Annotated in this window: 20 protein-coding genes; 16 read left to right on the top strand and 4 right to left on the bottom strand. The window is 57.6% G+C overall.

Annotation, left to right across the window (positions count from 1 at the left end; genetic code table 11):
- Window positions 1–295 precede the first annotated feature (295 nt).
- The 11 genes from ASC74_RS12610 to ASC74_RS12560 all read left to right on the top strand — a co-directional run bounded on the left by ASC74_RS12610 (window position 296) and on the right by ASC74_RS12560 (window position 12,038).
- Window positions 296–1,213 carry a bifunctional helix-turn-helix transcriptional regulator/GNAT family N-acetyltransferase gene (locus tag ASC74_RS12610; protein WP_056741667.1) on the top strand — a complete coding sequence of 306 codons (918 nt, stop codon included), beginning with the start codon at window positions 296–298 and terminating at the stop codon, window positions 1,211–1,213.
- Between the two features lie 207 nt (window positions 1,214–1,420).
- Window positions 1,421–1,711: a hypothetical protein gene (locus ASC74_RS12605; RefSeq protein ID WP_056741666.1), complete on the top strand. Its 291-nt coding sequence runs from the start codon at window positions 1,421–1,423 to the stop codon at window positions 1,709–1,711.
- Window positions 1,712–1,905: 194 nt separating this feature from the next.
- On the top strand, window positions 1,906–3,330 hold the full coding sequence (locus ASC74_RS12600; protein ID WP_056741665.1) for a GGDEF domain-containing protein: 1,425 nt from the start codon (window positions 1,906–1,908) through the stop codon (window positions 3,328–3,330).
- Between the two features lie 334 nt (window positions 3,331–3,664).
- Window positions 3,665–3,787, top strand: a complete 123-nt coding sequence (locus ASC74_RS32360) for a hypothetical protein (protein ID WP_269084616.1) — start codon at window positions 3,665–3,667, stop codon at window positions 3,785–3,787.
- Window positions 3,788–4,114: 327 nt separating this feature from the next.
- The gene (locus ASC74_RS12590; protein WP_046048980.1) at window positions 4,115–4,783 is read left to right on the top strand and encodes a polysaccharide lyase family 7 protein; all 669 of its coding nucleotides are present in this window, start codon (window positions 4,115–4,117) and stop codon (window positions 4,781–4,783) included.
- Between the two features lie 979 nt (window positions 4,784–5,762).
- On the top strand, window positions 5,763–6,287 hold the full coding sequence (locus ASC74_RS12585) for a hypothetical protein (protein ID WP_330219783.1): 525 nt from the start codon (window positions 5,763–5,765) through the stop codon (window positions 6,285–6,287).
- Between the two features lie 512 nt (window positions 6,288–6,799).
- Window positions 6,800–7,651 carry a sugar phosphate isomerase/epimerase family protein gene (locus ASC74_RS12580; protein WP_056741662.1) on the top strand — a complete coding sequence of 284 codons (852 nt, stop codon included), beginning with the start codon at window positions 6,800–6,802 and terminating at the stop codon, window positions 7,649–7,651.
- Between the two features lie 14 nt (window positions 7,652–7,665).
- A complete protein-coding gene (locus tag ASC74_RS12575) occupies window positions 7,666–8,736 on the top strand; it encodes an isopenicillin N synthase family dioxygenase (protein ID WP_056741661.1) in 1,071 nt (356 codons plus the stop codon).
- A gap of 47 nt (window positions 8,737–8,783) precedes the next feature.
- A complete protein-coding gene (locus ASC74_RS12570; RefSeq protein WP_056741660.1) occupies window positions 8,784–9,578 on the top strand; it encodes an ABC transporter substrate-binding protein in 795 nt (264 codons plus the stop codon).
- Window positions 9,579–9,642: 64 nt separating this feature from the next.
- On the top strand, window positions 9,643–11,190 hold the full coding sequence (locus tag ASC74_RS12565; RefSeq protein WP_056741659.1) for an amino acid ABC transporter permease/ATP-binding protein: 1,548 nt from the start codon (window positions 9,643–9,645) through the stop codon (window positions 11,188–11,190).
- A 59-nt stretch (window positions 11,191–11,249) separates the two neighbouring features.
- Window positions 11,250–12,038, top strand: a complete 789-nt coding sequence (locus ASC74_RS12560) for an SDR family oxidoreductase (RefSeq protein ID WP_056741658.1) — start codon at window positions 11,250–11,252, stop codon at window positions 12,036–12,038.
- Between the two features lie 121 nt (window positions 12,039–12,159).
- Here the strand turns inward: ASC74_RS12560 and ASC74_RS12555 are convergent, their stop codons facing one another.
- Both ASC74_RS12555 and ASC74_RS12550 read right to left on the bottom strand, forming a co-directional pair.
- Window positions 12,160–13,527 (bottom strand): MFS transporter, encoded by a 1,368-nt coding sequence (locus ASC74_RS12555; RefSeq protein WP_236713280.1) that lies wholly within the window; start codon window positions 13,525–13,527, stop codon window positions 12,160–12,162.
- A gap of 67 nt (window positions 13,528–13,594) precedes the next feature.
- Window positions 13,595–14,791, bottom strand: a complete 1,197-nt coding sequence (locus ASC74_RS12550) for a fumarylacetoacetate hydrolase family protein (protein ID WP_056741657.1) — start codon at window positions 14,789–14,791, stop codon at window positions 13,595–13,597.
- A gap of 120 nt (window positions 14,792–14,911) precedes the next feature.
- Here ASC74_RS12550 and ASC74_RS12545 point away from each other — a divergent pair, with 120 nt between their 5' ends.
- From ASC74_RS12545 to ASC74_RS12535, 3 genes are all read left to right on the top strand, one after another.
- A complete protein-coding gene (locus ASC74_RS12545) occupies window positions 14,912–15,871 on the top strand; it encodes a LysR family transcriptional regulator (RefSeq protein WP_056741656.1) in 960 nt (319 codons plus the stop codon).
- Between the two features lie 165 nt (window positions 15,872–16,036).
- On the top strand, window positions 16,037–17,584 hold the full coding sequence (locus ASC74_RS12540; RefSeq protein ID WP_056741655.1) for a UxaA family hydrolase: 1,548 nt from the start codon (window positions 16,037–16,039) through the stop codon (window positions 17,582–17,584).
- Window positions 17,585–17,656: 72 nt separating this feature from the next.
- On the top strand, window positions 17,657–19,237 hold the full coding sequence (locus ASC74_RS12535) for an aldehyde dehydrogenase (NADP(+)) (RefSeq protein ID WP_056741654.1): 1,581 nt from the start codon (window positions 17,657–17,659) through the stop codon (window positions 19,235–19,237).
- 238 nt (window positions 19,238–19,475) lie between these two features.
- Here ASC74_RS12535 and ASC74_RS12530 read toward each other — a convergent pair whose 3' ends face one another.
- Together ASC74_RS12530 and ASC74_RS12525 are read right to left on the bottom strand one after the other, a co-directional pair.
- Window positions 19,476–20,348 (bottom strand): DNA/RNA non-specific endonuclease, encoded by an 873-nt coding sequence (locus tag ASC74_RS12530; protein WP_056741653.1) that lies wholly within the window; start codon window positions 20,346–20,348, stop codon window positions 19,476–19,478.
- Window positions 20,349–20,630: 282 nt separating this feature from the next.
- Entirely contained in the window at window positions 20,631–21,704 is a 1,074-nt protein-coding gene (locus ASC74_RS12525; RefSeq protein WP_236713279.1) for a GlxA family transcriptional regulator, read from the bottom strand.
- Between the two features lie 75 nt (window positions 21,705–21,779).
- Here ASC74_RS12525 and ASC74_RS12520 point away from each other — a divergent pair, with 75 nt between their 5' ends.
- Together ASC74_RS12520 and ASC74_RS12515 are read left to right on the top strand one after the other, a co-directional pair.
- Entirely contained in the window at window positions 21,780–22,421 is a 642-nt protein-coding gene (locus tag ASC74_RS12520; RefSeq protein WP_046046856.1) for an HD domain-containing protein, read from the top strand.
- Window positions 22,422–22,479: 58 nt separating this feature from the next.
- The gene (locus tag ASC74_RS12515; protein ID WP_056741652.1) at window positions 22,480–23,361 is read left to right on the top strand and encodes an NmrA family NAD(P)-binding protein; all 882 of its coding nucleotides are present in this window, start codon (window positions 22,480–22,482) and stop codon (window positions 23,359–23,361) included.
- Window positions 23,362–23,421 lie beyond the last annotated feature (60 nt).

Raw genomic sequence — 23,421 nt, 5'->3', positions numbered from 1 at the left:
CGGCAGTCATGGGTGAGGGACTCAATGGCTGCAATGGGTCCAGGCTGTGTAAAAACGTTTTAGAGCGGGTTTGAAGGTCCGAATCAGAACGAAAACCGAGCGCCTACCCAAATTTCAGCACCTCTGATCTGCCAATCACTGTGAGATTGCACGTAGAGACGCGGACTTCAAAACAGGACCTGCGTTTTTACACAGCCTGGGTCAGAAGCGGTCGTTGCAACTGATCATCGCAGGATTGACATACTTGCCTAAGTCAACCATATAATTGCCAAAAGCAACTATATGGGGATTTTCCATGTCCGCAACCATTACTGAGCGCGCCGAAACGGTACGCCGCTTTAACCGGTTCTACACCCATCAGATCGGCGCGCTGCAAGAGCACCTGCTTAAGGCCGAATTTTCGTTGACCGAGGCTCGCATTCTTTATGAATTAGGCGCCAGTGCTGGCCTGAAGAGTTCGGACCTCTGTCAGATGCTCGGCCTGGACGCCGGCTACGTTAGCCGAGTCATCGGTGGATTCGAGAAAAAAGGCTTGATTGGCAGGACTCGCTCGGCAAGCGATGCCCGAGCATCTCAAATCCAGCTCACCGATCCTGGTCGCACCGTGCTGGCCTCGCTGGAGCAAGCCGCTCGCGAGGAAGTCGTGTTGATGCTGCAAGGCTTGCCTGAGCCACAGCAAGAGCAATTGACCCAAGCCATGAAACGGATACAGGCGCTATTAGGCGACAGAGATCCCTCCTACCTCCTGCGCGATCCTGAAGCGGGTGATATGGGGATTGTCGTTCAGCAGCAAGCTCAACTATATGCCCGCGAATACGGATGGAATTCAGAATTCGAAGCGCTGGTGGCAGAAATAGTCGCCAAATACCTTCGTGAATTCGATCAGTCCTGCGAGCGATGCTGGATCGCGGAAAAAGATGGCAAGGTCATCGGTTCGGTCTTTGTCGTCAGACATGACGAGACGACCGCCAGACTGCGAATGCTCTACGTGGATGCAAGTGCCCGAGGCATTGGAATCGGCAATCGGTTGCTTGAAGAAAGTCTGCGATTTGCTCGGGGCGCTGGTTACAGGAGCATGATGCTCTGGACAACCAGCGTGCTTTCCGATGCCCGAAAGCTCTATCAAAAGGCAGGTTTTCAATTGGTCGAAGAGGAACAGGTACGCAGTTTCGGAAAAGACCTCGTCAGCCAGACCTGGGCTCGGGATCTGTAGTGGCGTTGACGGCACTAAGTGCGGGGTCGCCCACCCTCTGCATGGGTCAATATCTGACCTATCGACTTTGCTATGCAGCTATAGGCCAGGAGCTGCCGGTGGTCGTTGCATTTCGCTTGTCACCGGCGTTTGACTAAGCTGAACACATCAGCGGCCATCAGCGGATCTGGATGGGTATCAAGACGGTAAATCACAAAGGAGACGACTATGTATGCGGTCATAAGAACCTACTCAGGTCCTGGTGCAAAGCAGCTTTTCGATGTTTTAGAAAAGCAAAAGGACGACGTCGAAGCTGCCCTCCGAAAAGTGGCTGGCCTGGCAAGCTACACACTGCTACCGCTCGGTGATGGTGGTATGTCGGTGACTGTTTGCACGGACAAGGCCGGCACCGATGAGAGCATGAAAGTCGCTCGCGACTGGATTCAGAAAAACGCCTCGCACATCCACACGAACCCGCCGGTCGTCACGGAAGGCCCGGTCATTGTGCAGATCAATTAGCGCGCCCCTTGCGTTCGCGTGAACATTTTTACCTGCTTGTGCAGCAGAAATCGGCAAGGAGTCTAATATTGAAATGCCATAGGTCGGTCCATCCCCTATCTGCGTAATGATGTGTGGGACCGGTGGCATGCAGGCGGCTTTGGAGTCAACACCGGACCGGTGATGGCTAAATAGATTTCAACTTGGAGGGAACCATGAGCAATCTCATCGCCACCGGCGAGCCACCTGAAGCCGTCCGCCTCATGGTCAAGGTTTATGCCTACTTTCTGCTCGCAGGATTCGCGTTTGTTCCGGCCTATCTGATTGGCTACTTATACGTCTTTCAAGACCCCACCCTTATTTTCGAAAACCACCTGTTCCATATCATTGCGATCACGGCAGCCACCTTGGCGGGCCTGTTTGTGACTTACGTCACGTGGCGCTGCTATCAGTCATCGGGAGATCCGCTGCTGCGATGGATGACGCTTGGTTTTCTCGGTTTTGTACTGATCTACGCGCTGCATGGCGCGTTCACCGGGCTTGCACACCACAATATCTGGCTCTTCCTGCTGTATGGACCGGCCTCTCGACTGGTCATGTCGATTCTGCTGTTAGTCGGAATGCTGTCGTACCACCGCCCACCTGATGCCGCGGACCAACGAATGAAGGCCCGCCCGTGGTTGACCTGGATAGGACTGTTCCTGCTGGTTGACGTGGCAGTGGCGTACGTCGCGAATTCACCGATCGCCGGCAATCTCGCGGTGCGCCTTTCGATGGAAGGTGGTGCCCTCGTTCTTTCCACATTGACCGTGGCAATACTCCTGCTGCGCCGTATCCGTTCGCCGCTGATGATGATTTTTGTCGTCTCGGTCACCGCGTTCGCGCTGTCATCGCTTGCCTTCATCCTTGCACGTCCGTGGAACCACATGTGGTGGCTCGCTCATGCGATCTTCGCCGGTGGATTCTTCATGTTGAGCTATGGGGTCGTGCAAGCGTTCCTCACCACGCGGTCGTTCTCGAAGATCTACAGCCAAGAAGAGCTGATGGTGCGTCTTGCCGAAGCGATGGCGTATACCGAGAGCGCCCTGCAGGAACTCCAGCGCACCAATCAAGAACTCGGGCACCTTGCGGCCACCGATCCACTGACGGGTGCTGATAATCGGCGTCGGTTCATGGAGCGGCTCGAAGTCGAAATGGGCCGGACCAAGCGTGGCGGTGAGCCATTCTCCGTGTTGGCACTCGATCTGGATAATTTCAAGTCCATCAACGATCGTTTCGGGCATCAGGTTGGCGACGACATCCTGAAAGATTTCGTGGAGAAATGCCTCGATTCGATCCGGCCGTATGACGGCGTAGCCCGAGTGGGCGGGGAAGAATTCATGATTCTGCTACCTCAGACTTCACTTGAAGGCGCGCACGTCATCGCTGAGCGTCTGCGAAACACCGTTGCAAATAATTCTTTTCATGGCCTGCAGCGGTTAACCGTGGTCACCGTGAGCATCGGCGTATCGCAATCCGGCCGCGACGGCGACACCATCGAGGCCATTCTGCGTACAGCCGATCAACGCCTGTATCACGCTAAACACGAAGGCCGTAACCGTGTGGTCACGACCATCAAAACCAGCCTCCAATCTATGTGAAAGCGTCGGCACCGATACTTAGCTTTGCGCATCGCAACAGGCAGCAATCGGCCGAAAAAGCGGACGTCCAGCTTTGCGCTACGATCTCGTCCCACGCGGTAGGGCTGGGAAATAGCTCGTTCAGGAAACTCACAAACGCCTTCACATTCGTTCAGCCCGATACGCGGCGGCACGGTCACTTTCAAGGTGCCGGAGGGCTCAGCGCGCGAGGCCACTGCTGCCTGCTCGATGTCCTCTACCTCGCGCAGAATTCGTAGCGCCCGTTCGTAAAGATCGCGCCGCTGATGTCACCAACGGCGATGCCGTCTACGCCGCCTTGGCGGACATCCCTCACGTGGATCATCTGGTTCTGCTCGCCGGCACATTTGTGGCGGGCAAGGTGCTGGACGCTGAAATCAACTACCTGCGTCGGGCGTTCGAAGAGCGTATATGGGCATCGCATCGGTACCGCCGCTGAAGCAGGCGCCGCTACCGTTTTCCTGATGACCAACACCTTTATGAACGGCGCCACGCTAAACATCGACGGTGGCGCTCGGCTGGTCTGAGTGACCTGCCTCGCACTGAGTGCGTTTCAGGAACCCGGATTAGTTCCATCAACTCCCAAAATAGCCGACTAACGGTGACCCCGTAGGCACAAAGCCTGCAATAGCCACATCGACGAACATTTGACGTCAATCTACCGCCATACGGATTTCCTAATCAGCAGACCCCATTGACACAGCTCAATAGCGTCGGTTCGAGCGCAACTGTGGCCGCAACATTACCCGCGTACAGGATTATTGACATGATCGACCTCGCCACCTGGAATTTAAGCATCCCTGAAGGCAGCCCACCGGCTACCATAGAAACGCCTCGACTGGCGCAAGGCTTCAAGGACCAGTATTTCAGTTCTGAAGCCGCTACCCTTTCCTTCTGGGCACCTGTGACCGGTTCCAGGACGGCCAACGCTATTTACCCGCGCAGCGAGTTGCGGGAAACCTATAGCGATGGAACGCTGCGCAACTGGCAGTATTCAGCGGCGGATAACATTCTGCGGGCGAGTCTGACCGTCAATCAGGTGCCCAGCACCGGCAAGATCGTGATTGGTCAGATTCACAACAAAGACAGCAGCAGCCCCATGGTGAAGCTGGAATACCAATACAAAACGTCGACTTCGACGGGAAACATTGTCGTCAAGGTGCGCATGCGCCCCGACGATGAAGAGGGCCAGGTCATTACCATTGCGACGGGTGTGCCGCTCGACTGCAACTTTTCCTACCAGATCCACCTCAGCCCGAAGGGCGCGCTGGGCATCAGCGCAGCAGGAAACAACTGGAGAACCACCATCGACCCGAGCTGGAAGACCAAACCACTGTATTTCAAAGCGGGTGCGTATGTGCAGGACAACACCGGCTATCCCACCGAGGGCGGAAAAGTGACGTTCAGGATGCTGGAGATCCAACACAACATTTAGTCGCTTCTTTAGGTCACTACCATTGGCACGCCGATCCGAAGGGTGAAGTCTTTAGTGGATTTCCTCGTCGATCGGCTACCAAGTGGCTAGCTGTCAGTGAACTCAACCGCGCGAGGGCAGATGCCCTCGAAGCCTTTCAAAACCATTGCGTGCGCATACAGTGGGATTCGCTGCTATCGCAGGCGGGTGTCGAAGGTGGCGGCACGATTTCGCGATGGGCAGCTATCGGCCGAGGCTGTGTGAAAACGTATGCGCCGTTTTGAACTCTGCGTTGCTACGTAAAATCTGCCAGCGTTTGGTTTATCAGTAGACCGGAAATTTGCGTAGGAACGCGATTTTCGTTCCAGACCTGACTGTAAAACCTGCTCCAAAACGTTTTCACACAGCCTGGGCCAGAAGCAGCCGCTCACAAGTAGACGAGGAGTGACGCATGGGTATGATGCGTTATCAGACCCAAACGGCAAAAAGCGCTACGTCACTTATATCTCTAGTTAGGCTTCTCAAACATATGCGAAACGATTAGACGTTCGATCAAGCGAAGAATGTTGCAGCCGTAACGACACGACAGGCACTGCGGGAAGGACTCCCTATCCTGCGCGTAGTCCATTACGGTGATGATCATTCTTGGTCATTCACCTGTGGCACAACTAATGTCCCATCTGATGCCCTTGTAGTCAGCATGGAATGCATCGTCGATGCACGATCCAACATTGATCGACATTGCAAACCTTCCGCCTGGTTGGGGTGCCTACCGTGAAGCCTTGGGTAGCAAATGGGAGTGCTACGAGATGGAGCAGGCCGAATGAATATTCGGCTTATCTTCATTTGCCTAACGCTCACCGCCAACATCCAGCACACGCTGGGGTTCTTACTAAACCATGGGCATCCACACAAATGGTTTAATCGTTAGTCAATGTGCGCAATGGGTTGTGGATTCAACAGGTCGCGACGGGCAGAAACCAGCCAAAAGCAGACACTCTTGGTAGTACTTGGCGATGGTGTTTTTGGCGAATGGCTTTATGAAGCAAAGCAGTATGACGCTCTGATACATTCGCCCTTTTCAGGAGGGAAAATTATGCGAAGGATTATCGCAACGGGGGCGCTCTTGCTGGCCTTGGGCGGTTGCGCAACATCACCTATGCGGGTTTCTGAAGCGCGGCCAGTGCCGGCCTATGAGATGTACGCGTTCAAAAGCCAGGGTTCGAAAGATCCGGGACGCCTGACCATTCTCCGTGATGACGGGCTTGTCGGTGCGGGATGTGACGTCGTGTTCTACATTGACGGTCAGCGCGCAGCCAAGATAGGTCCCGGCCAGAAGGCATCTTTCGTTTTGCCTGGCGGTGAAGTGAACCTCGGCACCGGGCTAGCCGAGTCTGGATTATGTGCTGGTGTCGCGATCAAAACTTTCGCGGCCAACATCAAGCCTGGGAAAGAAGTGATTTATCGAATCAACTGGGATACGCAAGGTTTCTACTTGGATCCCTACGTTGAATATGGACATTGAGCCCAGGCTGTTTTGGCCTGTTTCGCACGCCACGCTCAATGAAGTGGCAAGGCAGCTAAATAGCCGCCCTCGAAAAACACTAAACCACGAAACGCCCGCAGAACGATTTAGCCAATCTGTTGCATCGACCGGTTGAATCTACAGCCAGAAGCGAGCCATCAACGCCCCGGTCTCGCTTGGGACTCTTCAAAATGATGCCGTAACAATGGCATCCATCGCTAATAGCCAGCGTAGACACCTACTCGCCCATAAAATCCCCCTTGAAAAACGCGATAAATAGCTAGCTATTTGTTGACGAAAGTCTGAAGTATTCATTTGAATTTTCAGATTCTTCCACCCCGCCGCCTATGCCTAACATCGGCTCCACAGCGAACTCGCCACGGCAGCGCTGAGTGGGACCCATCAGGCAGAGACCCGGCTCAAAAACCCTCTGCCGTTGCTGGGCCCTTGATCGCCGACTGGCTTTGTCGAAGTGCTTTTGCAGCAGGCCTGAAGATTTTTGAGGATCACCGATGAAGCTGGAAATTTTCCGCACGCTGTGGGGTTACACCGCCAGCAAGGCCCAGGCGCTTGAAGAGCTGCTGCAGGCGGACTTTGATGGAATGGAAGCACGTCTGCCACTCGACGCCCGTGAACGGGCTGAGTTCGCCGCCTTTCTCCAGGCCAATCGCCTGGGTTATATCAGCACAGTCTTCACGGCGTACGATGTGCTGCCAGACCAGTCGGCGACCCCTGCCGTTCACCTCAATGACCTCGATCAGAAACTCGCCTGGGCCGCCGAGCTCGGCCCACGTTTCGTCAACGTGCTGGCGGGCAACGATCGCTGGTTCTTGCCACAACAAGTGGAGTTCTTCGGTCAGGCACTGGAACTGGCGCGCAAGCACGGTCAGGTCTGCAGTTTCGAAACCCACCGCTCGCGGTCGCTGTTCAACCCTTGGGTGACCCTGGAGTTGATCCGGCAACTGCCCGATCTGTTGTTCACCAGTGACATCAGCCATTGGGTCGTGACCTGCGAGCGTCTGTTGAATGACCCGGCCGATGATCTGAGCGCGTTCATCGAGCGGGTTCACCATATCCAGGCCCGGGTCGGTTACGACCAGGGCCCGCAGGTTCCGCACCCGGCGGCTCCCGAATATGCAAAGGAACTGGCTTTCCATCAGCAGCACTGGGAAAGCATCTGGCGCTCGCAGCAAGCCCGCGGTTACCAGGTCAGCACCCTGACCCCGGAATTCGGCGCCGACGGCTACCTGCATCATTTGCCCTTCACCAATGTCCCGGTCGCCGACCTGTGGTCATTGAACGTGTGGATGGGCCAGACCGAGCGCGAACACTTCGAGCGTTTCCACCACTCAAGCAATCCTTAGGGAGCCGATGCGTCATGCCTGACAATAAAAACAACAGCGCCAGCACTGACACACACAAAGCCAACTTCAATAGCATCCCGGTGGTCAACATCGCCGGTCTGTTCAGCGTCGAACTGGAACACCGCCTGGCCGTGGCCGAACATTTGGGGCGCGCCGCCAGCGAAGTCGGGTTCCTCTACATCACCAATCACGGTATCGACCCGCAACTGATCGCCAACCTGCGCAAGGCTGCCAAGGACTTTTTCGACCAGCCCGTCGACACCAAGATGCGGCACTACATCGGCACCTCGCAAACCCACAAGGGCTTTGTACCCGAAGGCGAAGAGGTCTATTCCAAAGGCAAGCCGGACCACAAGGAAGCCTTCGACGTTGGCTTCGAAGTCCCGGCCGATGACCCGGTGGTGTTGGCCAACACCCCGCTGCTGGGGCCCAACGACTGGCCGCAGCTGCAGGGTTTCAAGGCGTCGGTGCAGGCCTACTATGAAGCGATCTTCGCCTTGGGCCGGCGTCTGTTCGGCGGCTTTGCCCTGACCCTGGGCCTGGAAGAAAACTATTTCGACAGCCTGGTCACCCGCCCGCCGTCCAAGCTGCGCCTGATCCACTACCCCTTCGACGGTGCCGCCCATGACGCACCGGGCCTTGGCGCCCATACTGATTATGAGTGCTTCACCATCCTCCTGGCCGACAAACCAGGCCTTGAGGTGATGAACAACCTTGGACAATGGATCGATGCACCACCGATTGCCGATGCCTTTGTGGTGAACATCGGCGACATGCTGGAAGTGATGACGGCAGGCGCCTTCGTTGCCACTGCGCACCGGGTGCGGAGCGTGAAGGAGGAGCGTTATTCCTTTCCACTGTTTTATGCCTGCGACTATCACACCCAGATCAAACCACTGCCCGGGTTCGCCCAGGGAGGCAACGACTACGAAGAAATCACGATCGGCGAACACATGTATGGCCAGGCGTTGCAGACCTATCAGTATCTGCGCCAAAGGGTGGCCAATGGGGACGTTCAACTGCCAGGCAAGGCACGCAAGCCCGCCAGTTTCGGACATTTGAAAAATCAGGCTCAACCGTCCTGATTGAAGTTTTCAACTACACCCCTTACCTACGCCGGAGTCTGTAAATAATGAAAAACAATAAAAAAAACCTGTTGAGCCTGGCTGTATTGGCAGCCGGCATGCTCGGTGCCTCGGTGAGCATGGCCGCGACAGACACGTTCAAGGTCGGCATGGAAATCACCTACCCTCCTTTCGAGTCCTATGACAAGGACAAAAACGTGGTGGGTTCGGACCCCGAGATAGCAGCGGCACTGGCCAAGCACATGAACGCCAAGGTGGAGTTCGTCGACACCAAGTTCCCGAGCCTGATCCTGGGCCTGAACTCCGCCAAATACGACGCGGTCATTTCCGGCATGTACATCACACCGGAGCGCCAGACTCAGGCCCAGACCATCGCCTATGCCAACACCGGTGCCGCGGTCATGGTGCCCAAGGGCAGCGAGATCAATGCGAAAAAACCTGAAGACCTGTGCGGCTTGAAACTGGGCCTGGAACAGGGCACCACCTGGGTCAAGGAATTCAGGAAGCTCTCCGATGAGTACTGCGTGCCGAACAACAAAGGCGCCATCACCGTCAGCGAGTACCCCTCGGCACCCGAAGTGACCCAGGCCCTGTTGTCCAAAAACATTCAGGCCCAGGTTGAAATCGCCGGCGCCGCAAAATTGATCGCGGAAAAAACCAACGGCCGGGTAGTGATCACCACCGAACACCCGATCTATCAGCAAACCCTGGGTATTTTCGTCAAGAAAGGTAATGACGAAACATTCCAGGCTGTGCAAAAAGCCTTCGAGGAGACCAAAAAGAGCGGTGAATACGCCGCTATTCTTAAGAAATATGGCTTGGAAGAACCGACTGCCCACTAAGAACGTGTCCTTGTAGTCTGGTCATCTGCCGCCCCTGCACCGGGGCGGCAGATCGAGGTGCCCTATGCAATTCGATTGGTCGTATTTCATCTCCCTGTTCTCCCTGCCGGACTTCTGGAAGGCCTGCGTCACGGTGGTCCAGCTCAGTGCCCTGGCCTGGTTCCTGGGCATGCTGTTGGGCTTTGGCCTGGCCACGGCCAAGTTGTCCCAGTCGCCGTTACTGCGCATTCCCGCAGCAGTCTACATCTGGTTCTTCCGCAGCATCCCGTTGCTGGTGCTGGTGGTCTTCGTCTACAACTTGCCGCAATTGTTTCCCGGTAGCGGACCGATTCTGTCAAACCCCTTCTACGCAGGCTTGCTGGCCCTGGTGGTCACGGAAGCGGCCTACATGGCGGAGATCCACCGTGGTGGTCTGATCTCCGTGGCCAAGGGCCAGAAGGAAGCAGGCCGCGCGCTGGGTGTCGGCCTGTTCGGCATGCAGCGCTTGATCGTGATCCCCCAGGCTTTCCGTATCTCGCTGCCTACGCTGATCAATGAATACATCACAGTGGTCAAGCTGACGTCGCTGGTCTCGGTCATCTCCCTGACCGAAATCCTCACGGTCGGCCAACGCCTCTATGCCACCAACTTCCTGGTCATGGAAACCCTGGCCGCGGTGGGCGTGTACTACGTGCTGATCGTCACCGTGTTCGGCTATTTCCTGCAGCGTCTGGAGCGCTACCTGGACCTGAACTTCCGCAAGCCGCATACACTCGATGCCGCCGCCGAGGCCAAGCTCAAGGCCTGCGCCGAAGCCTTGCCCGACAATGCGCGCAAAGCCGCGGGGAGCAACGCGACGCCAATCCTCCAACTGAAGAACATCCAGAAGAGCTATGGCACGCACCAAGTGCTGATGGGTATCGATCTGAATGTCGAATACGGCCAGGTGATCTCGATCATTGGCCCATCCGGTTCCGGCAAAACGTCGCTGATCCGCACGGTCAACGGTCTGGAAAGTATCGATACAGGCGACATTCTGTTGTTCGGTGAAAAATTCATCGAAGCGTCGGACAAACCCAACAGCGCCCGTCTGCGCAGAGGCGTGCGTCACATTGGCATGGTGTTCCAGAACTTCAATCTGTTCCCGCACCGCACCATTCTCGACAACGTCACGCTGGCGCCGCGTTACCACGGCATCCCGGGCGAGCTGAGCGAACACCGTGCTTATGCGCTGCTGGACAAGGTCGGCCTGCTCGCCCACGCCCACAAGTACCCGCACCAGCTCTCTGGCGGACAGCAACAGCGCGTGGCGATCGCTCGTGCTTTGGCCATGGAGCCGGACATCATGCTGTTCGACGAGCCTACGTCAGCACTCGATCCAGAGTTGGTGGGCGATGTGCTGAACGTCATACGCGACCTTGCCAGTGAAGGCATGACCATGATTATCGTCACCCACGAAATGGACTTTGCCATGTCGATATCCGACAGGGTCGTCTTCATGGAGAACGGAAATATCCAACTGGATGCCGCACCTGAAACCATACGCTGCGATGCCGAAGGAGAGCGAGTGCGGCGCTTTATGGGAATCAGTGTTCGATCGCCAAACCTGCCTATCACTGCGAATCATGCGTGAGCAGGGTTCGGCAGTAGGCAACCACTTTCTATGAGCTTCCTTCTTTCAGGAAAACACGCATGAATCTTGGAATAGCAGGACGTTGGGCGCTGGTGTGCGCGGCCAGCAAAGGCCTGGGTAAAGCCTGCGCACAGGCACTCGTCAGCGAAGGCGTGAACGTGGTGATCACCGCCCGAGGCGAACAGGCGCTGAATGAAACAGCCCGTCAGCTCAGAGCGATAAATCCTGAAGTGACTGTCATCGCCGTAGCCGGAGACATTTCAACGCCTGAGGGTCGCGCGGCAGCCCTCATGGCCCATGAGCATTTCGATATTTTGATCAACAACGCTGGAGGCCCTCCTCCCGGGGATTTCCGCGAATGGAACCGCGACGCCTGGCTCAAGGCGCTGGATACCAACATGCTCACCCCTATCGAGTTGATCAAGGCAACGGTAGACGGTATGGCGACACGCGGATTTGGCCGAATCATCAACATCACCTCGAGTGCCGTGAAGTCCCCTATCGAAAGCCTGGGTCTTTCCAATGGCGCGCGCAGTGGTCTGACGGGATTTATTGCAGGGCTTGCCCGACAAGAAAACATTGCCAGTCGGAATGTGACGATCAACAACCTGCAACCGGGCTCATTCGACACCGATCGACTGCGTGACAACCTGGTTGCTGCTGCCGAAGAGTTGGGGCAAGACAGTGAAGCTTTCCTCGGCGAATGCCGTCGCGAAATTCCTGCTAAACGCTTCGGCTCACCCGAGGAGTTCGGTGCTCTGTGCGCTTTCGTTTGCAGCAGTCATGCAGGCTACCTGACCGGGCAGAACTTGTTGATTGATGGAGGGGCCATTCGCTCCAGCCAATAAAGACGGCAGGCGTTGAACCCGGGAGAAGGCACTGACCGCACTCACACCGGCAGGATTTATGGACAAAAAAAAGCCGAAGCCCTTAAAAGGCTTCGGCTATTTTTTTCGGTCTATTGTGGTTTCAAGGATTCGAAGGTGCCCGGGCGTTATTTGCCACCCCGTCCAGCGGACCTTGATTGACCTGCAGTTGCCCCTTCGGCACACGCAACGTCCATAGCAGGTAAACCCCTACCAACCCCGCGGCCGACAGCGACAACATCCCTGCCCGTGGATCGGTGAACCAGACCTCCATATTGGCCTTGAGCATTGGCGCAACGAAGCCGCCGATGTTGCCCATGGAACCGATCAGGGCAATACCGCCTGCCGCGGCGACCCCACCGAGGTAGCCGGTCGGCAGCGTCCAGAACAGCGGTTGAACAGTCACGAAGCCAGCCGCTGCAAAACAGAAAGCCAGCAGTACCGGGGCAAAGCTGTTGAGCAAGGCCGAAGCGGCAATGCCAAGGGCTGCCATACTGAGCATGCACATCGCCATCTTCAGGTGCGCCCCATGCCGGTCGGCATAACGCGTCACAAAGTACATGGCGATGGCGGCGCACAGCCATGGCAGTGAAATGAACATGCCCACCTCTAAGCCGACCTTGGTTCCCAGCAGCTCCGCAATTCGGGTTGGCAGATAAAAGATCACCCCGTACACACTGACCTGAACGCTGAAGTAGATCAGGATGAACTTCAGCACTCGCTTGTTGCGCATCAGGCCCATCAGGTTGTTCGGGCCATGGGCCAGTTTGAGCTTGTCTTCGGCTTCGAGCTCCTGGCTCAGAGCGGCCTTCTCCTCGCGGGTCAGCCAAGGGGCATCCTGTGGCTTACTCTTGAGGTAGAACAGCGCAATGATCCCCACGACGACAGCCGCCAGGCCTTCCACCAGGAACATCCACTGCCAGTTGGTCAGGTTGAACATGCCATGCATTTCCAGCAACCAGCCCGACAGCGGACTGCCCAGCATCAGGGCCATTGGCAAGCCGAAATAGTAGATCCCGATGGCCTGGCCGCGACGCTGGGCCGGAAACCAGTAGGTCAGGTACAGGATGACACCCGGGGAAAAGCCCGCTTCGGCCACACCGAGCAGAAATCGCAGGACGTAAAACGTTGTTTCATCCCGGGTGAACATCATGGCGGCGGACACCAGCCCCCAGGTGATCATGATCCGGCTGAGCCAGAGCCGTGCGCCGACCCGGTGCAACATCAGGTTGCTGGGGACTTCGAAGATCGCATAACCGATAAAGAAAATACCCGCGCCCAGAGCGAAGGCGGCATTGCTCAAGCCGATATCGGTTTGCAGTGCCGCCTTGGCGAACCCGACGTTGGAGCGATCGATCATTGCCAGGGCAAACATCAATGCCAGGAACGGCAACAGCTTCCACCGGCATTTGGCGATGGCGCTCTCGATGGCTGCCGCGTGATCCGCTCTCGTTGTGTTTTTGGTCATCATTTGTGTGCCTTATTATTATTGTCCAGCGACCACTGTTTTCATCTGCCAGGAACCTCTGGCAGGCAAATCAGTGGAGTGATTTACCTGCCACCAGACCGCGAGCAGCCAGGTTGCCCATCAATGCACGCAGACCAAACGTCCAGGGTGTGGCTTGATTGCTGTAGGTGACGCGATTGTGCAGCGTGCCCAGCAACGGGCTGCCGATGCTGACGCTATCGCCCTGCTTGTGGGTGAAACCGCTGCCCTGCTCTTCACGATCCTGCGTCGGAGCAAACAGGGTACCCAGGAACAGCATGAAACCATCCGGGTACTGGTGATTGCTGCCCACGGTCTGGGCTACCAGCTCCAGCGGATCGCGACTGATCTGCTCCATCGAACTGCTGCCGCGCAGGATGAAACCGTCATCACCTTCGACGACCAAGTCGACCACGCAGCGGCGCACATCATCCAGAGAAAAGCCTTCGTCGAACAGGCGAATAAACGGGCCGATCGCACAAGACGCATTGTTGTCCTTGGCCTTGCTCAACAGCAATGCGCTGCGGCCTTCGAAGTCGCGCAAGTTGACGTCGTTGCCCAGGGTTGCACCGAGTATCCGGCCATGGCTGTTCACCGCCAGGACGATTTCCGGCTCTGGGTTGTTCCATCTGGACTCGGGATGAATACCGACCTCGTTGCCGCTGCCAACGGAAGCGAGAACCGGCGCCTTGGTGAATATCTCGGCATCCGGGCCGATCCCCACTTCCAGGTATTGCGACCACAACCCCTGCCCGATCAACACCGCCTTTAGCCGCGCTGCTTCGCTCGAACCCGGTTTGATCGAACGCAGGTTATCGCCGATAGCTGCCTTGACCACGTTGCGCACGCTCTCGGCCTTGACCGCATCACCACCAGCCTGCTCTTCAATCACGCGCTCGATCATACTGGAAGCGAATGTCACACCGGCGGCCTTGATCACTTGCAGGTCAGCCGGGGGCAAAAAGAAAGCTTTGGCGGGGTCGGAGCCGACTCCCGTATTGGCCAGCAATTCGTCAACACTGCCAATGTATCGACCCCGGGCGCCGCGAACAGCTTCGAGCGGTGACGGGCTCTCAAGCAGATCGCTCAATGTCGCAAACTCCTGCGACAGATCAAACACGCCATCGACGCGCAGTACCACCGGCGACGGGCCTGCGGCCTCCCCCGGCACCCAGGCGCGACCGATCAGCGTGCCTTCCAGGCCATCGATAGGGAGGGTGTTTTTACCAGTCAAATTCAGCTTGGGCATATGCAGATCCAGGTCAATTCGATAACGACCGAGCAAAACTAGTGGACTGGATCGATAAATCCCAATGACATATTTTCAGCATTTGATATCGTTTCGTTATCAATCAGATGTGAGCGACTTATGGAAAACGACGAGATTTCATACGCCAGCGTCAGCAAATGGCTCAAGATCAAGCACCTGATGCTGGTCGATACCCTGGCTCGGACCCGCAACATGCATACCACCGCCGAGCTGATGAACCTGACCCAACCCGCCATCAGCAAAATGTTGCGCGACATCGAACTGTTGCTCGGCTTTGCCTTGTTCGAACGGCAGACCCGCAGCATGGTCCTGACCGAGCTCGGCGAGTTCGTGGTCCGCTATGCGCGGATGACCCTGGACGACACGCAATCTTTCGTCGATCAGCTCAATAAGCTGCGCAAAGGTGGACATGGTCATTTGAAAGTCGGCGCGATTTTCGCTGCGACCTCGGTCGTGCTGCCCGAGGCCATCACCCGGATCAAGCTGGACCGCCCGATGTTGTCCATCGAAGTGATCGAGCAAACCAGCAATCAACTGCTGGAAATGCTCGAGCACAAAAAACTCGACTTGATCATTGCCCGCTTCACCGATGAACGTTATCAGCAACCCTTCGAGTTTCGTGCGCTCGGGCCCGAGCCCTTTTGCCTGGTGGTCAACAGTCGCCATCCCCTGGCGCAGTTCGATGAAGTAGCGACCGATCAGCTCGGCGATTGGCCCTGGGTCATGTACCCCTTCAATGCCCCCATACGGCGACGAATGGAAAGTGCCTTCGCCGAGTTCAATGTGCGCACGCCCACCAACACGGTCGAGACCATCTCGATGCCGACCTTCCTGCAACTGCTGCAATCGGGACCGATGCTCGCAATGCTGCCCGAATCCATGGTCCAGTCGCAGGTTCAGAGCGGCTTGCTCAAGGTGCTTAACACGCCGTTCAAGGTCGAGCCCCAGGACTACGGCATCATCACGCGCAAGGACGAACCGCTGAGCGAAGCCGCCCGGGAATTCGCCGATACGTTGCTGGAGTTCGCCAGGCTGCGACGGGAAGCTGGCGACCGTTGAGCGATGTTTCACTCAAAAAACCCTGAACCAATGAGAAAAGGTTATCGATCAATCCAAAGGTCTCATTAGGCAGCCACGGGCGGCGGCTCTTATAGTTCAGCGACAAAGGTAAGGCGCGGCTCGTTCGCCAGCGACCTCCCACGCTTCATAGCCAGAGAGTTTGCGATGGAATTGATCATGAAAACCGGTGCAGCTGCCGTCCTGCGCCTCAATCCTCTGGACGATGTATTGATCGCCCGTCGGCCGTTGGTGGCGGGTGAAGTACTCGAGCAGGAAGGCGTGACCGTACGCCAGCCGATACCCGCCGGCCACAAAATCGCCGCACGCCGTGTCGAAGCCGGCCAGCCCTTGCGTCGTTACGGACAGATCATCGGTTTTTCCACCGGGGTTATCGAAGCCGGCGATCACGTGCATGTACACAACCTGACCATGGGCGATTTCGCCCGTGACTATGCCTTCAGCGTCGATGTGAAACCTGACAAGCCCTTGAACGACGAGCCGGTGTTCATGGGGATCGTGCGCCAGGATGGTCGGGTGGCGACGCGCAACTACATCGGCATCCTGACCTCGGTCAATTGCTCGGCCACCGTGGCCCGCGCCGTTGCCGACCACTTCCGCCGGGACATCAATCCTGCCGCGTTACTGGCGTACCCCAACGTCGATGGCGTGGTCGCCCTGACCCATTCCGCCGGTTGCGCAGTGGACCCGGCCGGCGAAGGCCTGGCCTTGCTGCGCCGAACATTGGCCGGCTACGCCACCCATGCCAACTTCGCCGCGGTGCTGGTCATCGGACTGGGCTGCGAAACCAACCAGATCGAAGGGCTGCTCAGCACCCAAGGCCTGAGCCGCAGCGATACGCTGCGTACATTCAGCATCCAGGACAGCGGCGGCACCTCCAAAGCGGTCGCCAGCGGCATCGCCCAGGTCAAGGCGTTGCTTGAGGAGGCCAACCAGGTCAAGCGCGAACCCGTGAGTGCCAGGCATCTGGTGATTGGCTTGCAATGTGGCGGCTCGGACGGTTATTCCGGTATCACCGCCAACCCTGCGCTAGGCAATGCAGTGGACCGCCTGGTCGCCTGTGGCGGTACGGCCATCCTTTCCGAAACCCCGGAAATCTACGGTGCCGAACACCTGCTGACCCGTAGGGCCGTCAACCGCGCCGTGGGCGAAAAGCTCATCGCCCGGATCCATTGGTGGGAGGCGTATTGCGCACGCATGGGCGCAGAACTGAACAACAACCCTTCGGCCGGAAACAAGGTCGGAGGCTTGACCACCATCCTGGAGAAATCCCTGGGTGCCGTGGCCAAGGCAGGCTCCAGCAATCTGGTCGATGTCTATGAGTACGCCCAAGTGGTCAGCGCCAAAGGTCTGGTGTTCATGGACACCCCAGGCTACGACCCGGTATCGGCCACAGGCCAGGTCGCCGGCGGCGCCAACCTGATCGCCTTCACCACCGGACGTGGCTCGGCCTACGGTTGCGCCCCCACGCCATCGATCAAACTGGCGACCAATACTGCCTTGTGGAACCGCCAGCGCGAAGACATGGACATCAACTGCGGCGAGATCGCCGAAGACACCATGACCATCGAAGAATGCGGTGAAGCCATCTTCCAACTCATGCTGCGCATCGCTTCGGGCGAACGCAGCATGAGCGAGCAGCACGGTTACGGGCAGAACGAATTCGTGCCCTGGCAGATCGGCGCAGTCACCTGAACCCCTCTCTCCTCCCCTATTGCCCTGAAATCCCCGCAAGGGGGTTTCGAACATTCTTTTCTGGAGCCAGAAATGCCCACGATCATCGGCCACAATTACATCGCCGGTCAGCGCAGCGCTGCCGGCACTATCATCGTCAACAGCGTTGATGCCAGCACCGGCGAAGCGTTGCCTCACGATTTTTACCAGGCCACCCTCGAAGAAGTCGATGCCGCCGCCAAGGCTGCCGCGGCGGCCTACCCGGCCTATCGCAGCCTGAGTGCCGAACGCCGGGCGCAATTTCTCGACGCCATTGCCGATGAGCTGGATCTGTTGGGCGATGACTTTGTAGCGCTGGTCTGCCGCGAAACCGCGCTGCCAGCGGCACGGATTCAAGGCGAGCGCGGTCGCACCAGCGGCCAGATGCGCCTGTTCGCCAAAGTACTGCGTCGCGGTGATTTCTACGGTGCGCGGATCGATCAGGCATTGCCGGAGCGCCAACCGTTGCCGCGTCCGGACCTACGCCAATACCGCATCGGCCTCGGGCCGGTCGCCGTGTTTGGCGCCAGTAACTTTCCGTTGGCGTTTTCCACGGCGGGCGGCGACACCGCGTCGGCGTTGGCCGCCGGTTGCCCGGTGGTGTTCAAGGCGCACAGCGGTCACATGGCCACAGCCGAACGGGTGGCCGACGCGATCATCCGCGCCGCAGAAAAAACCGGCATGCCGGCCGGCGTGTTCAACATGATCTACGGCGGTGGGGTTGGCGAAGCACTGGTCAAGCATCCGGCGATTCAGGCGGTTGGCTTTACCGGTTCGCTGAAAGGCGGCCGTGCGTTGTGTGACATGGCCGCAGCACGTGCGCAGCCGATTCCGGTGTTTGCCGAGATGTCGAGCATCAACCCGGTGATCGTGTTGCCGCAGGCACTGCAAGCCCGCGCCGAATCGGTCGCCCGTGATTTGACCGCTTCGGTGGTTCAGGGCTGCGGTCAGTTCTGCACCAATCCCGGTTTGGTGATCGGTATTCGTTCGCCGCAGTTCAGCGCGTTCGTTCAGCAGGTCGCAGGACTGATGGGCGATCAGCCGGCACAAACGATGCTCAATGCCGGGACCTTGGGCAGCTATGGCCAAGGTCTGCAAAAACTCCTCGCTCATCCCGGTATCGAGCATCTGGCCGGCAGTCCGCAACAAGGCAATCAGGCGCAACCGCAGTTGTTCAAGGCGGATGTCAGCCTGTTGATCAAGGGCGATGAAGTGCTGCAGGAAGAAGTGTTCGGCCCGACCACGGTGTTTGTCGAAGTCGCCGATCAGACGCAGCTCAGTGCCGCGTTGAACGGTCTGCACGGGCAACTGACGGCGACGATCATTGGCGAGCCGGCAGACTTCGAACAGTTCGCTGAGCTGACGCCGTTGCTGGAACAAAAGGTCGGACGGATCTTGCTGAATGGTTATCCGACCGGGGTGGAAGTCTGCGATTCAATGGTCCATGGCGGGCCGTATCCGGCAACTTCCGATGCGCGCGGTACGTCGGTGGGGACCCTGGCGATCGACCGCTTCCTGCGCCCGGTGTGCTTCCAGAACTACCCCGACAGCCTGCTGCCGGATGCGTTGAAGAATGCCAATCCGTTGCGCATTCAACGCCTGGTGGACGGCCAACCGTCCCGCGACGCCCTTTAACAGCCCAGCACCCTCCCCTTGTGGGAGCGGGCTTGCTCGCGAAGACGGCGGCACATCCAACATGGATGCAAGCTGACCTACCGCCTTCGCGAGCAAGCCCGCTCCCACATGAGCCGTGTGGCGCTCTCGGGTTTTGTGCCCGGCGCACAGCAAACTGATTTTCATGGTGTGCGCGAGCTCTTACCTGACTGCATGGATAAAAATGCATCCAGCCTTTGAGGTGCAATTCATCAAGCCATCAAGAGCGCCCTACGGAACCTGTGACCGGTAGATTCCCCAGCAAGTGGAGCCCGGTACTCTTCACGAAAGCGTCATAGTCCATCGGTCTCTCGATACGGGTTTCAGCGTTGGGTAATACGTAGGCCCAGGCACGCTTGGACGATGCGTCGTAAACCAGCTTGAACAAACGGGTCGGCACCCAGACCTTGTTGTCGCCGATGGTGGTGTGGCCTGAGTCAAAGAGCGGGCCGGTAAAGACAAACACATTGCCATCGGCTCGCTTGGCAAATTTTCTGACATCCGCCTCGACCTTGCTCCAGATCTTCCGGTTGTTGGTTGGGTCTTGCGGCACCATGTTCGATAGCGCAAAGGATTGGGCCATTGCATTGGGGTTCGGTGCATCGGCTGCCGGGGATTGATGGCCACGGTCCACGGCCGGATGTTGGCTACGGTAGTCGCTCAACTCTGCCCGTCCACTCTTGGGGATGCGTGGGTCCGGGTAGAACTGGTTGGTGCGTTCCTCCCCTTTGGCATCCTGCAGCTGGGCGGCATTAAGGCGTTCGACCACTACCAGCGGCGTCCTGCTGGTTTGCGAGTACAGCACCGCGAAGTTGTCAGAGCACAGGGCCAAGGGTTTCATGGTTGCAGGCACAGTGGCCATGTTGATCGGTTTCGCAGCCGGGAACAGATCTGCGCAGCCGTCAAACGATGCCTGTTTCTGTTTGTTTGAATAGAGGTCCAGGGCCGCGTTCTGGCTGATCGAACCCGAGTGGGACGCTTGTTCCTGATGCTGGGTGGGCGGCTTGAGGAGATCCAGCAGACTGCGGGCTTCTGCCCCGGTCGAGAGCAAAACAAGGGCTGACAGCCCAACTGCAATTTTGCGTAGGTGCATGCTTTTAATCTTCGAATTGGATTGAGGGGTAAACGTACGGCGAGTCCCGATTCACGGAACCGGGTGGAGGCGGTTGCTGATTATCTTGCGGCGAGCATGCTTTCACTGTCCTTGATCAAAATGCCGATGCGGATCCGGTCGGCTCCGAGCAGTACGACCGCTGACGGTCGTGCGGGATTTATTGACCATGACAAGTCACATAAGTGCTGAGCAGCGTTTACATTCTACTGACTCAAATGAATCAGCCGCCCGCTCGAGCAAGCTCATGAACATCGGGCATCCCTATGCGGGCTCGTTAACTGGCGCGAAACGTTGTGCGTACTCCTTTGGACTCACCCCCATGCGTCGCACGAAGGCTTTTCTGAGCACGTCGACGCTGTGGTAGCCGCATCGGCGCGCAACCTCTTCCATCGAGCGCCTTCCCAGCTCTATTTGCCGACAGGCCGCTTCGACCCGGACGTCCTCGACGTACTTCGCAGGCGTTGTCTTGAACTCCCTCTGAAACATGCGAATCAAGGTCCTCACACTAGTGGCGAGCCTGTCTGCAAGTATCTCGACCGTAAGCTCCGAATGTAGATGCTCACTGATCCATACGCATAACTCATCCAGGTTCGAACCTGTCGCATGCTGCGACTGGAGTGAGACGCTGAACTGTGCCTGGCCGCCTGGACGTCGCAGAAACAGAACCAGATTTTTCGCGATCTCCAAAGCGATGTCGTCACCCAGGTCTTCGCTGACCAATGCGAGCGCAAGATCGATTCCCGCCGAGATGCCTGCCGAGGTGTACAGGTTGCCGTCCTTGACCCAGATCGGATTGGGGTCGACCTGCACGTTGGGATAGCGATCAGCCAGGCTGCGTGCCATCCGCCAGTGGGTAGTTGCCTTTCGACCGTCCAAAAGCCCTGTTTCGGCCAAGGCGAACGCGCCGACACAGATCGAGCACACACGCCTGACGCTCTTGGCTCGCGTGCGGATCCACTCGATGGCCGTCTGATCCAGCTGATCCATGGCTTTCCAGCCCGACGTCACGATCAAGGTGTCGATGGCCTTGTTTTCAAGACGCTCCTGTTCAAGCGTCTTGTGCGCCATGAGTGCGATGCCGGTGCTGCTCTCCAGGTGTTCATTGGCGCCCGCGCAAACCAGCTCGAGTACGTAGGGAGCAGAGTCGCCGCGGTGCAGGTTGTTTGCATAGGCAAACACCTCTGCCGGGCCGATCACATCAAGCGAATCCACGGGCGGCAAACCCAAAATCACCACTCGTTTTTGCGTCACGCCGAGAAAGGAATGTTTTGATTTCGTCGTTGTTCTCACAGCGATCTCCCGCTTTGACCTGGCACGGATATTGGCACAAATCATCTAAATATAGTCAATTTTGCCAATTGCAACTATTTAGAATGAACTGCGAACCCACTTCATCCCCCGGGAGCAAACATGAGTACACCTGTGATCATCGGCGGCTTCAGCGCTCCAGACTCTGAACTCGCCCGCAAGGCCTCCTTCCTCGTCGAACGCGTTCACTCGACAGCGCTCTTGCACCATGTGCATCGCACGTGGTGGTTTGCCGAATTCCTCGGCCAGCAGCGAGGCCTGAAATACGACCGCGAGGCCGTCTATCTCGCCGCATTGCTGCACGACCTGGGTCTGACGTACGAATTTGCAGCCGACCAACGTTTTGAGGTCGACGGCGCGGACGCTGCCAGCCGCTTCCTGTTGGAAAACGGTTACCCGGAATCGAAAGCCGAGCTGATTTGGGATGCGATCGCACTTCACTCCAGCGCCGGCATCGCCGACCGCAAACAGCCAGAGATCGCCCTCATCTACATGGGCGCGCATGTCGACGTGATGGGATTACGGCTGGAAGAAATCACGCCATCGCTGGTCGAGGATACCCTCGCCCTCTACCCCCGCATTGGAATGAAAGCCGCGTTTACCCAAGCGGTCGCCGAAGTGGCCAGGAAGAAACCTCACACGGCGATTGGCACCGGGCTCGCGGATGTCGGACGTCGTCACGTGCACGGGTTCGATTGCCCGAATGTGTGCGACCTGATTGATCACGCTCCTTTCGACAGCTGACGGCGATACGTGATATCGGCACGAGCAATGTGTGTTCCTTTACTTTGGAGTATTCACCATGCAGCAACGTAAATACCTCGTCACCGGCGCGACGGGAAAAACCGGCGTCTACACCATTCGCCACCTTCTCGACGGCGGTCATGCGGTTCGGGCTTTTGTGCATCAGGAGGACGAGCGCAGCGCAGCGCTCCAAAGCGAGGGCGCCGAAATATTTGTGGGCGATCTCCTTGAACATGACGACATCATTCGTGCGATGGAGGGGGTCACAGGCGCCTACCTGTGCTATCCCGTGCGTCCTGGCTACATTCAGGCGACTGCCTATTTTGCCGATGCCGCCCGGCGAGCCGGCGTCGAGGTCGTTGTGGAAATGTCGCAGATTTCTGCTCGGGAAGACTCTCTGAGTCACGCCGCGCGCGACCACTGGATTGCAGAGCGCGTACTCGACTGGTCGGGCGTACCCACCGTGCACATCCGCCCGACGTTCTTTTCCGAGTGGCTGATCTTTCCGTGGGTGCTGGATCAAATCGTGAAGGAGAACAAGATCACGCTGCCATACGGCACCGGCCGACATGCACCCATCGCCGCTGAAGACCAGGCGCGGCTAATCGCCGCCGTTCTCACACAGCCGTCTGGCCATATCGGGAAAACCTATCCGCTGTACGGCCCTGTCGAGCTGAACCATCAACAGATTGCCGATGAAATCAGCGGAATCACAGGTCGCACCATCACCTACAGCCCTTCGACCCTGGAAGAGTATCGCCAGCATCTGCAGACCTACGATCTGCCGGAGTTTGTGATCCAGCATTTCCTTGCAGTCGCGGTCGACTACCAGAATGGAATCTTTAGCGGTGAGGACGGAGTTATCGGCGAAATCACCGGACAAGCGCCTCAAACGGTGGCTGACTTCGTACGCGCAAACCGGCAAGCGTTCGAGGTGTGATCGCTATGGGCGTATGCGTTTGGTCTTGAAGACATACGCTTACGCCGCTTTTCACTTAGC

Source organism: Pseudomonas sp. Root329 (assembly GCF_001424925.1).
Lineage (GTDB): Bacteria > Pseudomonadota > Gammaproteobacteria > Pseudomonadales > Pseudomonadaceae > Aquipseudomonas > Aquipseudomonas arabinosi.
Note: the sequence above shows the minus strand (reverse complement) of the source record. Positions and strands in the feature narration are given on the sequence as shown.

Bases quoted from the DNA above. Each gene is read 5' to 3' on its own strand.
- ASC74_RS12610 (WP_056741667.1), top strand. From the start codon at position 296: ATGTCCGCAACCATTACTGAGCGCGCCGAAACGGTACGCCGCTTTAAC.
- ASC74_RS12605 (WP_056741666.1), top strand. From the start codon at position 1,421: ATGTATGCGGTCATAAGAACCTACTCAGGTCCTGGTGCAAAGCAGCTT.
- ASC74_RS12600 (WP_056741665.1), top strand. From the start codon at position 1,906: ATGAGCAATCTCATCGCCACCGGCGAGCCACCTGAAGCCGTCCGCCTC.
- ASC74_RS12590 (WP_046048980.1), top strand. From the start codon at position 4,115: ATGATCGACCTCGCCACCTGGAATTTAAGCATCCCTGAAGGCAGCCCA.
- ASC74_RS12580 (WP_056741662.1), top strand. From the start codon at position 6,800: ATGAAGCTGGAAATTTTCCGCACGCTGTGGGGTTACACCGCCAGCAAG.
- ASC74_RS12575 (WP_056741661.1), top strand. From the start codon at position 7,666: ATGCCTGACAATAAAAACAACAGCGCCAGCACTGACACACACAAAGCC.
- ASC74_RS12570 (WP_056741660.1), top strand. From the start codon at position 8,784: ATGAAAAACAATAAAAAAAACCTGTTGAGCCTGGCTGTATTGGCAGCC.
- ASC74_RS12565 (WP_056741659.1), top strand. From the start codon at position 9,643: ATGCAATTCGATTGGTCGTATTTCATCTCCCTGTTCTCCCTGCCGGAC.
- ASC74_RS12560 (WP_056741658.1), top strand. From the start codon at position 11,250: ATGAATCTTGGAATAGCAGGACGTTGGGCGCTGGTGTGCGCGGCCAGC.
- ASC74_RS12555 (WP_236713280.1), bottom strand. From the start codon at position 13,527: ATGATGACCAAAAACACAACGAGAGCGGATCACGCGGCAGCCATCGAG.
- ASC74_RS12550 (WP_056741657.1), bottom strand. From the start codon at position 14,791: ATGCCCAAGCTGAATTTGACTGGTAAAAACACCCTCCCTATCGATGGC.
- ASC74_RS12545 (WP_056741656.1), top strand. From the start codon at position 14,912: ATGGAAAACGACGAGATTTCATACGCCAGCGTCAGCAAATGGCTCAAG.
- ASC74_RS12540 (WP_056741655.1), top strand. From the start codon at position 16,037: ATGGAATTGATCATGAAAACCGGTGCAGCTGCCGTCCTGCGCCTCAAT.
- ASC74_RS12535 (WP_056741654.1), top strand. From the start codon at position 17,657: ATGCCCACGATCATCGGCCACAATTACATCGCCGGTCAGCGCAGCGCT.
- ASC74_RS12530 (WP_056741653.1), bottom strand. From the start codon at position 20,348: ATGCACCTACGCAAAATTGCAGTTGGGCTGTCAGCCCTTGTTTTGCTC.
- ASC74_RS12525 (WP_236713279.1), bottom strand. From the start codon at position 21,704: ATGATTTGTGCCAATATCCGTGCCAGGTCAAAGCGGGAGATCGCTGTG.
- ASC74_RS12520 (WP_046046856.1), top strand. From the start codon at position 21,780: ATGAGTACACCTGTGATCATCGGCGGCTTCAGCGCTCCAGACTCTGAA.
- ASC74_RS12515 (WP_056741652.1), top strand. From the start codon at position 22,480: ATGCAGCAACGTAAATACCTCGTCACCGGCGCGACGGGAAAAACCGGC.